Source organism: Aliivibrio fischeri, from assembly GCA_038993745.2.
Lineage (GTDB): Bacteria > Pseudomonadota > Gammaproteobacteria > Enterobacterales > Vibrionaceae > Aliivibrio > Aliivibrio fischeri_B.
Genome location: CP160630.1, coordinates 1,033,669 through 1,046,526, shown reverse-complemented (window position 1 = coordinate 1,046,526; position 12,858 = coordinate 1,033,669). Strand labels below are relative to the sequence as shown.

The 12,858-nt window shown below is 37.5% G+C and carries 10 protein-coding genes; 6 read left to right on the top strand and 4 right to left on the bottom strand.

Translation table 11 applies throughout. From position 1 onward, the window contains the following. Positions 1-2: 2 nt before the first annotated feature. Genes AAFX60_018925 through AAFX60_018915 form a run of 3 tightly spaced genes read right to left on the bottom strand, consistent with a single transcriptional unit; the run spans position 3 to position 525 of the window. Positions 3-209: a DNA-binding protein gene (locus tag AAFX60_018925; protein ID XDF79233.1), complete on the bottom strand. Its 207-nt coding sequence runs from the start codon at positions 207-209 to the stop codon at positions 3-5. After that, positions 137-283, bottom strand: coding sequence for a hypothetical protein (locus AAFX60_018920; protein ID XDF80185.1), 147 nt, complete (start codon positions 281-283; stop codon positions 137-139). The genes AAFX60_018925 and AAFX60_018920 overlap by 73 nt, the downstream gene beginning before the upstream one ends. A gap of 11 nt (positions 284-294) precedes the next feature. Beyond that, complete coding sequence (locus tag AAFX60_018915; GenBank protein ID XDF79232.1) at positions 295-525, bottom strand: helix-turn-helix domain-containing protein; 231 nt, start codon at positions 523-525, stop codon at positions 295-297. Between the two features lie 213 nt (positions 526-738). On the opposite strand from AAFX60_018915, the gene AAFX60_018910 reads away from it, so the two are divergent. From AAFX60_018910 to AAFX60_018885, 6 genes are all read left to right on the top strand, one after another. Continuing rightward, positions 739-1,404: a S24 family peptidase gene (locus AAFX60_018910; GenBank protein ID XDF79231.1), complete on the top strand. Its 666-nt coding sequence runs from the start codon at positions 739-741 to the stop codon at positions 1,402-1,404. A 290-nt stretch (positions 1,405-1,694) separates the two neighbouring features. Beyond that, a complete protein-coding gene (locus AAFX60_018905) occupies positions 1,695-1,895 on the top strand; it encodes a cellulose synthase operon protein YhjQ/BcsQ (GenBank protein ID XDF79230.1) in 201 nt (66 codons plus the stop codon). 3 nt (positions 1,896-1,898) lie between these two features. Further along, positions 1,899-4,526, top strand: a complete 2,628-nt coding sequence (gene bcsA, locus AAFX60_018900) for a UDP-forming cellulose synthase catalytic subunit (protein ID XDF79229.1) — start codon at positions 1,899-1,901, stop codon at positions 4,524-4,526. Further along, entirely contained in the window at positions 4,516-6,810 is a 2,295-nt protein-coding gene (bcsB, locus tag AAFX60_018895; protein ID XDF79228.1) for a cellulose biosynthesis cyclic di-GMP-binding regulatory protein BcsB, read from the top strand. Before bcsA ends, bcsB begins: the two co-directional genes overlap by 11 nt. Then, positions 6,810-7,988 (top strand): cellulose synthase complex periplasmic endoglucanase BcsZ, encoded by a 1,179-nt coding sequence (bcsZ, locus tag AAFX60_018890; protein ID XDF79227.1) that lies wholly within the window; start codon positions 6,810-6,812, stop codon positions 7,986-7,988. Before bcsB ends, bcsZ begins: the two co-directional genes overlap by 1 nt. Next, positions 7,979-11,713 carry a cellulose synthase subunit BcsC-related outer membrane protein gene (locus tag AAFX60_018885; protein ID XDF79226.1) on the top strand — a complete coding sequence of 1,245 codons (3,735 nt, stop codon included), beginning with the start codon at positions 7,979-7,981 and terminating at the stop codon, positions 11,711-11,713. The genes bcsZ and AAFX60_018885 overlap by 10 nt, the downstream gene beginning before the upstream one ends. Before the next feature lie 107 nt (positions 11,714-11,820). Here AAFX60_018885 and AAFX60_018880 read toward each other — a convergent pair whose 3' ends face one another. Then, positions 11,821-12,852, bottom strand: a complete 1,032-nt coding sequence (locus AAFX60_018880) for a hybrid-cluster NAD(P)-dependent oxidoreductase (protein XDF79225.1) — start codon at positions 12,850-12,852, stop codon at positions 11,821-11,823. Positions 12,853-12,858: the final 6 nt, after the last annotated feature.

Genomic DNA, 12,858 nt, shown 5'->3' with positions numbered 1-12,858 from the left:
TTTCAACGAGCCCAAAGTGCTTCACTGCAATAAGAGGTTTTTTCTTTTGGTTTCGGTAGTACGATTTCTTGTCCACCGACGTTTACTTTTCCCTGTTTTTTCATCAGGGCGGTTTGGGTTTGTATTGGTAGTGAATTCATTGAGAATTCATAAGCAACACCTTTAACTCCTTCTTTTCTTCTGAATTCCCACCCGTTTTTTTTAGCCATTCTTGATATGTTTGAGAATGTTCGGGTAATCCTGGAAGCCCTACTAATTCTTTTGCTGTAAACCAACTAGTCATAACCCCTCCTATTACGCAGCATTATTAAAAGAGTCATATCTAGAAGGCCACACATCTTCAGGCTTCATTCCAATTGCCTTTGCAATAATAATTTCGCCATTTCTGTACGATTTATCTAAAGCATTTTTTAACGTATGAGGAGATAATCCATTTTCTATTCCTAACGAACGAAGTGAGATTTTTCGTTTCTTTAATTCAGCAACAATATCTTCTCGTGCCATATCTCTTTTCTTAAGGCTCATATCATGCGATCCTCTTTCTTATTTATTTTGAGCTACCTCGTGCGGTAGCTCATGCGTTAAAAAGATAATAATTTGGATTCTTTTTGAAATCAATAGTGAATTCAAAAAGATTTCATAAAAATTTAAGGCTTTTTGCTAAGTCTTTGTTTTTATTGGGTCGTATCAATAATTTTTTTGAAATCATTTTGATTTCAAATGGAGGTTTTTAAAATCATGAAAGAATGGTTTTCATCAGATGAGATTTCACTACTTAAAGGAATGCCTAATACGGCTAGTAATGTCACAAGAAAAGCATCAAAAGAAGGCTGGAAGAAACGACAAAAAACAGGAATTAAAGGAGTTGCTTTTGAATATCATATAAGCAGCCTTCCAAAATCAGCTTTAGAAGAAATAACTACAAATGAAATACTAGAGCCATCAGTAATATATCTTACTGATTCTGTTAAGATTCCTGTCTATGATGTTACTGTTTCAGCTGGTCATGGTTGCGTTCCATACGAACAAGATCAAGCGACCGAGTATGTAACTATTCAGAAAGAGCTTCTATCGCTCTATGGCGTTACGAACCGTAGAGAGCTATTCATTCTTCCAGTTAAAGGTGATTCTATGGAACCTACGCTGTATGAGGATGATTTAGTGCTAATACAAAGGGTTAACTTAGAAAGCTTTTTGCATGAAGGGGTCTATGTTATTCGTCTTAAAGATGATTTGTTTATAAAAAGGATTCAATACAACCATATAAAACAGACACTTAAAGTTAAAAGTGATAACAAAGAGTACGATGAGATGTTCTTTTCTGGGGATGATCTTAATGATATTGAAGTAATTGGTGAGGCGGTTCGCGTTCTTATGACCAGGATTAGAAAAGCCAGAGTTTAAAAACCGAATTTTAAACGTTTAAATTTAGTTTAAACATCGATTCAAGGATTTGCGCTTGTGCTCAATTCATTAGCGTATTTTTACCATCTTAGAGAAATTGATCATTTTGCAAATTTTTGCTCAATCCCTAAATACCATTAAGGGCTGCGATTTTAAAAAACCGTCAGCCCTTATTCTATATGGTTTCATGAGGTTTTAATCCCACCTAATCCCTTAAATTCTCGCCAAATCCCTATATCTTCTTTAATTGTTCATATTAATAGAGTCTATACAGCGATAATAGTGTCGATTTGTCGTTGGTGCTTAAATATGAGTTAGATAAGCAGTGCTTACCTATGTTTTTACATTTTGATACTGCGGTACCAGATGCGTGTTCACAGCTTAATCCAGTACTTAATTATGCTCCTCATAGTCAAATATCTCAGGGTATAAATGAATTATCGTTTTGGCTTTTAACTCATTTTTCGGCGAAAGAGGTAGAGGGTAAATAATCTATGTTTGGCTGGCTTTCATTTTTATTTCAACCGAGATTCGTTAAAGAATTCCGGTTGCAATTGAACTTTTATACTCAAGATAAAGTGGCAACAGGTATTAGCCAGTTGGTGTTATCACTATGGTTTTTTATTTGCTTTTGCTTTTTAAAGCCAACCATTTTTAATGTTGATAGTTGGAAGTTGCCACATTACTTATTTCCACAAATTGATTTTTCACAACTAAAATTCTTAGACCCATTACGTATGTGTATTCAATTAGTTTGGATAATACTTGTTGTTCAGCCTAAGAAAATAACGCAAGACATTTCTTTAACTCAATGGATTAGCTATGTTTGGAGACAAATAAATCGTATTTTCTACTTTCCGTTAAAAGGGCTGACTTCCGTTGTTGCATGGTTAGAAAATTATTCTAAATATAGTGAGATAAGAAAGAAGGAAAATGTAAGTAAACGTAGTGCAATCGTCAGTGAACGTGTGATTAATGTGATTATAGGCGTTGCTGTTTGTATGCTTGCTTTATTGTGTTTTACGATTCCTTTTAGCTTAACAGCACAGGCTTTTTTCATTTTTGCATTATGGTCTCTTGGTATGATGTTTCGACGAATGCCAGGCAAGTTTCCGACTATATTGTTGATTACGTTGTCAGTAACGGTTTCATGCCGTTATATTTGGTGGCGATATACCTCATCATTAAATTGGGATGATCCGCTAGCACTGTTTTTAGGTTGTGTACTTTTAATAGCGGAAACGTATGCATGGATTGTTCTTATTCTTGGCTACTTTCAAAACATTTGGCCTTTAAATCGACAGCCTGCATCATTGCCTGAAGATCAATCAACGTGGCCAACGATTGATATGATGATCCCTACGTATAATGAAGATCTAGATGTAGTTCGAGCAACTGTATACTCAGCTTTAGGTGTTGATTGGCCTAAAGAAAAGTTGAATATATTTATTCTTGATGATGGCAAAAGAGATTCATTTAAAGAATTCGCTAAAGAAGTAGGTGTAGGTTATATCCGTAGACCGACAAATGAACATGCTAAAGCGGGCAATATTAATTATGCTTTAAAACAAACTTCAGGTGAGTTTGTTGCCATTTTTGATTGTGACCACATACCAACCCGTGCTTTTTTTCAGCTGACTATGGGATGGTTTTTAAAAGATAAAAAGCTTGGATTAATTCAAACTCCACATCACTTCTTTTCGCCTGATCCTTTTGAAAGAAATCTATCAAACTTTGGTGTTGTACCAAATGAAGGCAGCTTGTTTTATGGCTTAATTCAAGATGGTAATGATTTATGGGATGCCTCTTTCTTTTGTGGGTCATGTGCAGTATTACGCCGAGAACCATTAGAAGAGGTGGGAGGCATTGCAGTAGAAACGGTAACGGAAGATGCACATACTTCATTAAGAATGCATCGTTTGGGTTATCGTTCAGCCTATTTGCGAAAGCCATTATCAGCAGGATTAGCGACTGAAACCTTATCTGCTCACATTGGACAACGAATTCGTTGGGCTCGTGGCATGGCTCAAATTTTTAGAGTGGATAATCCTTTATTAGGTAAAGGTCTAAAATGGCAGCAGAGATTGTGCTATGCCAATGCGATGCTCCACTTCTTGTCGGGTATTCCTCGTATTATCTTTTTGCTTGCGCCGTTAGTTTTCCTAATTATGCATACGTATATTATTTATGCACCAGCATTGGCGATTATTTTATATGTGTTACCACACATGGTTCACGCAAGTATGACGAACTCTCGAATGCAGGGGGAATATCGTTATTCCTTTTGGGGGGAGGTGTATGAAACCGTTTTGTCATGGTATATCGCAAGACCAACAACTGTAGCACTGTTTGCTCCGCATAAAGGGACATTTAATGTTACAGCTAAAGGTGGGTTAATTGAAGAAACGCACTACGACTGGTCCATTTCAAAGCCGTATTGGTTACTTGTTATTCTTAATGTTTTAGGCATTGGCTTTGGTCTCTATCGACTAGGCTGGGGCCCTGATGATGAGCTTGGAAGTGTTGTCGTTAACTTACTTTGGGTTTTTTATAATTTATTGATACTTGGTGGTGCGGTTGCGGTTGCAGAAGAGTCAAAGCAGGTGAGAAAAGATCATCGTGTGGTCGTAAATATTCCAATGTCTATACATTTATCTTCTGGGCATAAAGTGCGTTGTGACATTAAGGATTTTTCATTAGGTGGACTACGTGTCGAATTACCAGTCTCACTTGATTTGCCATCTGGTCATTCACTTAATATTGCGTTGCAAAGAGGTGAGCATCATTTTGTTTTTCCTACAACAGTAAGCTATAGCAACGGTAAAGCATTAGGGCTGCAGTTGGAGCCATTAACAAAACAACAAAATATAGATTATGTGCAATGTACTTTTGCCCGTGCAGATGTATGGAGTAAATGGCAAAAAAGCTATCAAAGTGACAAACCGTTATCCAGCATGCTCAGCGTATTTAAAATTGGGGCAAAAGGATACAAAAATACAATAGCTTACAGCCCTAAAACAGTGCGAGCTATCGTAAAACTAATAACTATAACAAGTGAGTTCTTACTCACATTTAAACCAAAAAAAGTCAATTTTCAGAGTGCAATCAGTTATGTCGATTAAAACAAAAATAAGCGTTTTTGCAGTAGCAATAGGTCTTATGAGCTCGGGTGCAAATGCATCGGTGGCTACAGCTCATAGTGACAATGCTCCATTACAAAATGGAATAATACAAACATCACAAGCATCCTCAATTATTACGAAAAAAACGTTTAGTTTTGGTGATCTTGGTTATGGAGAATCAATCCGATTGCAGGGGAGTGAAAGTACTGCTTATATTGGTTTTGGCTCACGTTTAGATGAGGTTGTGTCTAAAGCTTCTCTTCATTTTGATTTTACGCCATCACCAGCATTGCTTTCTATGGTTTCACATATAAAGGTGTATTTTAATAACCAATTGGCTGGGGTTGTTGCTATTTCTGATGGTATGCAAGGTCAGAAAGGGGATGTTGATCTTGAGCTCGATCCGCGTTTGTTCACTGATTTTAACCAACTAAAATTTGAATTGGTTGGTAATGCCTCTATGTCATGTAGTAATCCAAATGATAACAGTATTTGGACTGAAATCAGCTCTCAAAGTACGATTACATTAGCGACTCAAAAAACAAAAATTAATAATGATCTAAGTTTATTACCAGCGCCATTTTTTGATTCAAGAGACATGAAGCATGTCAATTTACCAATGGTATTTGGTGAGAAGCTTGATCTTAATGAAATTAAAGCTGCGGGTATTGCTTCATCTTATTTTGGTGCGTTAGCTCAATGGCGTGGAGCAAGTTTTCCAATATTAGATGATCAATTGCCAAAAAATGATGCGATTGTTTTTATCACTAATGATAGCAAACCTGATTTCTTACGTGATTTCCCTGACGCTGATGGCCCTCGTATTCAAATGATTTCTCATCCAGCAGATCCTTACGTTAAATTATTGCTGATTATGGGACGAAATAGTGAAGATTTAATTACCGCAGTAAAAGGGTTGGCACTAGGACAAGATTTGTTAACAGGACCGTCGGCAAAAATTAATTCTGCAGAACAATTAGTTCCTCGTATTCCTTATGACGCGCCCAATTGGATAAATACAGACAGACCTGTTGCGTTATCAGAGCTATTAACGGAAGGCATGACATTACAAGTGGAAGGGCAAAATCCACCGCCTATTTCTCTTCACTTTAGATTGCCGCCTGATTTATTTACTTGGCAAAGTAACGGGATCCCATTTGACTTAAATTATCGTTATACGCCACCACTACGAGATCACTCTGGCTCTAGAATGAGTCTTAGTGTTAACAATCAATTCGTAAAAGCGTTTAATTTAAATACGTCAGGTGAATCGAATGACAATACTCACTTGAGACTTCCTTTGTTAGACGATGATTTATTAGGAAATGGCCAAGTGGTCCGTATTCCTGCTTTCCAAGTGGGTAGTAAAAATGAGGTTAAATTTGAATTTGGTTTCGCTTCCTCTATTGGTGGTAAAGATCAGTGTCAAACCATGCAACCAAGTAAGAATTATGCGGTAATCAATTCAGATTCGACTATCGATTTTTCAGGTTTCTCTCATTATATCGAAATGCCGAATATGCGTGCTTTTGCCAATTCGGGCTATCCATTTACACGAATGGCTGATTTATCTGAAACGGTTGTTGTATTACCTAAGCAGCCAAGTACAGAAGAAATCCAGACTTTCGTTAATATGATGGGGGTATTTGGTTCTCATACTGGTTACTCAGTATTAAATGTCGCTTTAACTGATAATTGGAATGAAAGTGACCTTGAAGATAAAGATATCTTAACCATAGGAATGACGCCAGAGTTAGCGTCTATTAATAAAGAGAAAATTGAAAATATTCAATTAGTTGCATCGAATCGTATTGTTCAGCTACCAAGCAAGAATGAGACTCAAAAAGGACAAAATTGGGGAGCTTCGTCAGGTAAAAACCAACAGGTTTCTGATTCAGTAAGTATTAATACGACAGGTAACTTTGCGGCTATCACTAGTATGGAGTCACCATATACATCACAACGTACCATTGTGAGCGTTTTAGCACAGACACCAGAATCGTTTGCATTGGTCAATGAAGCATTAAATGACAGCGGTAAAGTGTCGGCTATGTTTGGTTCTGTTATTACCTTACGAGACGATGAGGTAGCCAGTTTTAATGTAGGAGAACATTACTACGTAGGTGAATTACCGATTTCTCAGTTGATTTGGTACCACTTTTCAAAACACCCGTTAGTGATGGCTTTGCTTGCCGCCTTATTAGTTGTAATGGTCACAATTATTTTATTTAGAGTACTTCGCCGTATCGCCAAAAATCGTTTAAACACAGAGGAAGATGAATAATGAAAATGCAATTAACGGTATTGAGTCTATTAATTGGCACGTTAACTTGCTCTTCTTCAGCTATTGCTCAAGATGAAAATTACACAACCCCAATCGTTTCATCTGCCGCACTAACAAAAGAGAATCAGTGTGAATGGGGGCAATGGGAAAGCTTTAAACAACATTATATAGAGAATGGTCGAGTCGTTGATAACAGTGATCCTCGTTTAATAACGACATCAGAAGGTCAATCCTATGCTTTATTTTTTGCATTAATTGCGAATGATAAAAAAACATTTGATGAATTACTTGGTTGGACTGAGTTGCATTTAGCTGGGGGGGATCTAACAGCACAACTCCCTGCTTGGTTATGGGGAACGCAACCTGATGGCTCGCAAGGTATTTTAGACTCAAACTCAGCAGCTGACTCAGATTTATGGATTGCTTATAGTCTACTCGAAGCCGGAAGATTGTGGGATAACCATTATTATCAATCTCTTGGACATTTACTGGCTAGTCGAATTTTACGTGACGAAACCATCAAAGTGTCAGGTCTTGGAACGGTATTATTGCCAGGAAAAGTGGGATTTGTATTGGGTAAAAATCATGTTCGATTAAACCCAAGCTACGTTCCATTGCAGTTGCTAACTCGAATGAATACGATTTTCCCTAGTTACCAATGGGAAGAAATATATCAATCAAGCGCAAAATTACTAAAAGAAACCATGCCAAAAGGCTATAGTCCTGATTGGGTTGAGTGGGATAAAACTCAATTTAAAAAAGATTCAAAGACCCAAAGTGTTGGCAGTTATAATGCGATTAGAGTGTATTTATGGGCAGGAATGCTACCAGATAGTGATCCTAATAAAGCATTGTTACTTGGTAAAATGAAGCCATTAGTTCGTGTTATAGAAAGAAATAAAGGCATGCCTGAGACAATAAATGTGCTAACAGGAAAAGGTAAAAATCAAGGTGGCGTCGGAATGAACGCAGCTATTTTGCCTTTATTATCTTCGTTAGATTCAAATACAAATGCCGTTGAATATGAGAAAAAGATCCAAGCAGAATTGTCGAAGATTGAAAGTGATTATTACTATAACAGTGTGCTGACTTTATTCGGCCTTGGCTGGTATCAAGATTTGTACTCTTTTAATGATGATGGCAGCGTTACTCCTAAGTGGGTTAATGTATGTCAGTAAGCAAATACCGCCTTAAACAATTTGTTTCTTTTGCTATGCTGGGGGCTATGTATTCATCGCCAGTTTCTGCTGTATCATTGAATCGAGATATCAATAACCATGAGCCAATTGTATTTCAACAAGATGTATCAGAGGTTCAATCTAAAGCATGGTTAATTAAACAATTAACTTATGCACAGTTGCTTCATCGCCCTGATATTACACAAACTACGTTGAAGCGGTTATTTGCTATTGATCCTGAAAATGCAGAAGGGTTAAGTTTTCAGGCGCAATACTTGGCCAAATCAGGTCAAGTTGATCAAGCGACGTTAATTTTAAAAAAATTACAGAAAAAGCACCCAAAATCAAAAGTTACTAGACAGCTTAACGATGTACTCTCGCTTTATGGTGATAACAAGGCTGCATATCAGCAAATTATGCTGCAAGCGCGATCTGGACGAAATAAACAGGCATTAAATGGGTTAAAAAAACTGTTTCCGAATGGTATGCCAACACCTGAGATTCAGCTTCAATATTTGAAAATTGAATCAGGAGTTGAGGGGCATGAACGAGAAGTATTATTCGGCTTAAAAAAACTAAATCAAGAACACCCAGGTGTACCTGATTTCCAATTAGCGTATGCTGAACATATTTCACGTGGAAACCCTTCTAATCCTGAAGCAATGCAGCTATTACAGCGCCTTTCTCTTGAGCCTTCTGTAAGTAATAGCGCTGGAACATTATGGTTATCTCGTTTAGATGATACATACATAACCGATGATGTCGTTGTGCAATATGCCATTTTAGCTAGCTATTTCCCATCAAATACTAAGTATAAAAAAGCATGGATAGACGCAAAAGAACGATTAGCTAAAGAAAAAGAACTAAGAAAAGATCCACGTTATATGGCTAAATTAGATGGCTTAAAAGAGCTTGAAAGTGGTCATTACCGAAATGCACAGCAAAAACTATTTATAGCGTTAAAAGCACGCCCGAATGATCCTGAAATTTTAGGTGCGCTAGGCATGACTTATTTGCGTTTAGGTCAGCAAGAGGCAGCATTATCTTATTTTCAAAAAGCTAAAAAATACGATAAAGATCTTCGAAATGTAGATAAATGGAATGGACTGATTAGCTCTTCTAGTTATTGGTCTTACCTTGAGATAGGTGAGAAAAAAATGAAGAGAGGGGATTTTGATGGTGCAAATCGAAAATATCACCAAGCGGTTAAATTTGAGCCAGATGACCCTTATGCTTATAACTATTTAGCCGAGTTAGCTATAGTTCAACACAATAATGAAGAAGCCCTTCGTTATTATAAAATAGCGCTGAGTAAAAATAGTCTTGATGAAACCGCATTACGAGGTTGGTTTAATGTAAATATCGCACTTTATGGCGAAAAGCAGGCGTTAGTAAGTGGACGTAAATTACCAAAAAATGCTCAAAAAGTATTAGCAGAACGCTTTCATGAAGTTGAAATATCGATGCAGATGGCTGAATTAAATCAAGCCATGAAGCGCGGTGATACAGTAACGGCTAATACTATCGTAGATAAATTGCTTTCAGACCCTCCTACATCACCGTGGTTACGTAGTGATATTGCAGATTCACTTCATTTAATTGGTCAAGAGCAGCGTGCTGATAAGCAAATGCAAACCTGGTCGATAGAAACGCCGACTCCTGAAATGAAATTTGCTTATGCGCTATATCTTGCAAGACATGGAAATACCCCAGAAGCAATAAACCAACTTACTGCAATATCAAAAGAAAAACGCAGTGATGCAATGACATCTAATTTAAACCGATTGGAGATGAGTCAAACATTCGGATCTCTGTATGTATTGGCTAAGGATGATCCTGATGCTGCCGAGCGAGAAATTGAACGTTTAAAAATAAAATATTCATCTAACCCAGATGCAACCATGTCTCTGATTGATATTCAGTATCAACTTGGTTTTTCTGAGAAAGCCGTAAAAAGTTTAGATACGATACATCCTACTAATGAGTGGGAGATGGAAACTCAACTTCATTATGGTGAATTATTGTTTAAATTTGAGCAAAACTCTGAATTTGAAGCTTGGCAGCAAGCGCTCAATACTGAAATTCATGACAATCTAACCATTGATCAAGCGATACGTCGAGATTTGTTGTTTGCAGAGTACGCTTATAAAAATGAACAGTATGAAGAGGCCGAGTATTATTACTCTCTAGCAAGCCAATTGCATTCTCAGTATCAGCATGATGCATTATTAGGTGTTATTAAAACTCGAGAAGCTTTAGGAAAAGAAGAGACCGTTCTTCCCTTAGCATTGCATTTGTACAGTGAGGAAAAAGCGTTATCTAGTCGTAATAGCGTTGAACTTGCAGGAATACTATCAAGATATGGGCATCAACAAGAAGCGTCACTTTTGGTTAAAGGATTAAGTAATAAACAAGATAGTGATGCTATTGATTATCGAGATGGAATGTCTGTAGCCATGACTCAGCAAGATTGGGGTTTAGCTAAAGATATGGCTAAATTGGCCCTTATTGAAGATGCTTTAGACCCGCAAGGCGGTCCGACGGTTGGTCAAGATGACGCTCAGATTAAGGATAAAGACGAACCTAAAGATATGCCGCTTCGACATTTATATGATAACGCTGATGATAACTGGCTAACTCGAAATGTAAAATCAGATATTGATTATATTGATGCGCGCAAGCAAGGGTATGTTTCTTTTGGTGTTGATTACAGTGCTCGTGAAGGAGCAAACAAGTCCGTTCAAATACCAGTGGAAGCAATTATTCCAATGCCTGAATACGATGGGCATCTGCAACTTAGAGCCGATGTAGTGCATCTGAATTCTGGCGATATTGATTACTATAATCCAACAACAAGAATGAATGAGAAAGATACTGGTACCGCCTTCGGTATTGGGTGGTTAGCTGATTCATGGAGTGCCGATATTGGAACAACACCTATAGGGTTTGACCAACAAAATATTGTTGGTGGTTTGAATCTTTCTGGCGATCTAGGCGACATTGGATGGAAAGCGACATTATCTCGCCGTTCAGAAACAAGCAGCACTCTTTCTTATGCAGGTATGACGGTGCCTGATACCGTTTCAAATCATCAAGGTGAGGAATGGGGCGGAGTGATGAAAACCGGTATTAAGCTTGGTGGTAGTTACGATTTAGGTGGTGATGTTGGTTATTGGGCAAGTGCTCAATTTCATAAAATGACAGGCAAATCAGTAGAGGATAATACTCGTTTAGGCTTATTGGGCGGTACATATTGGAAAATAATCAACGACAACGATAAACGGTTAAGTTTAGGCTTAAATTTGATGTATCTAAATTATGACAAGAATTTGAGTGAATATGCCTACGGATATGGCGGTTATTATAGCCCTCAGGATTATTTCTCTGTTTCTATTCCTGTCAATTATTATGAACGTATTAATAATAGTCTTTCATATTTAGTCAGTGGATCAATTTCAAACTCTTGGACAAAAGAAGATGCTCCATATGTTGAAGGGGCAACGCTTGGTTCAAGTCGTGGTGGTGGCTTTGGTTTTTCTTTAGAGGCAGCAGTAGAGCAAAGAATCAGTAAGCGTTGGTATTTAGGTGCCGCCGTCGATATTCAGCGTTCGGATTTCTATGAACCAAACCATTTACTTTTCTATGCTAAATATACCTTTACCGATCGTTGGCAACCAATAGCTATGCCTGTTAATCCACTAACTCTGTATGGTGACTTTGATTGATTTATCAATTTGTTGCATAAGTACGATATAAAAAGACCGATGATCACTTACTTACTATGATTAGTATAAAAAGAGTCATCGGTTTTTTGGGAATGAATAAAATGATATTAAACTAAACTCACTTCAACATCACTTTGAACTTGGCTTGAACACGCTAACGTATAACCTTGCGCAATATCTTCTTCACTCAGTGTTTCTGTGCTGGTGCGAGAAACGTCGCCTTTGGTTACTTTACACTTACACGATCCGCACATACCACTACGACAGGCTATGATGATCGGAACGCCACTTTCTTCTAATACATCAGCAAGAGTTGCGCCTTTATCTATTTCTTTGGATACACCAAAAGCGGGTACATCAAATTGGACAACGCCCGAGTTTTCAACTGTATCCGTGATTTCAGGTTCAATAGGAGTAAAGCTTTCTTGAAAGAAGTGAGCCATGTCTAAGCCTATTGCTTCAACATATTTTTTCATGTCCTGCATGAAATTTGTTGGGCCACATAGAAATACGGTTCTTTCGACTAAGTCTGGACATAATGTTACTAACCACTCTTGATCTAATCGACCTTGTGGGTAATCGGTAAATTGTGGGTTTTTTAATAATAATTTGAGATTGAAATTAGCATGTTGCTTATTTAGATACTGAAGTTCATCAAAATAAATGGTGTGTTCTGGAGATTTTGCCATGTGGACAAAAGTAATATCGATATCTTTATTTTGAGTTATCCACGATTTCGCCATCGAGATGACAGGAGTGATGCCACAGCCAGCGCTTAGTAACGCCACTTTTTTTCTTGGTTTACAATCAATAGAGTTGAAAGGGCCTGTTGGTGCTAAAACAGCAACCTCATCGCCTTCATTCAATTGGTCAATTAGGTAGTTTGATACCTTACCACCTTCGACGCGTTTAATGGTTAGTTGCAGAAAATCTTGATTTGGAACTGAGCTGATAGAGTAGGCACGGTATTCCATTTTTCCTTCAATTTCAATACCGATACTAACAAACTGACCCGGTTTAAAATCAAAGGTTTCTTTGTGTTCACTGATTAATTGTAGGCTAATCGTATCATCTGTTTCTTGCCATTTTTTATCACAACGAAGTTGAACTGGAGTGGTTGGCCAAATAAATTGTGTCATGTTTAT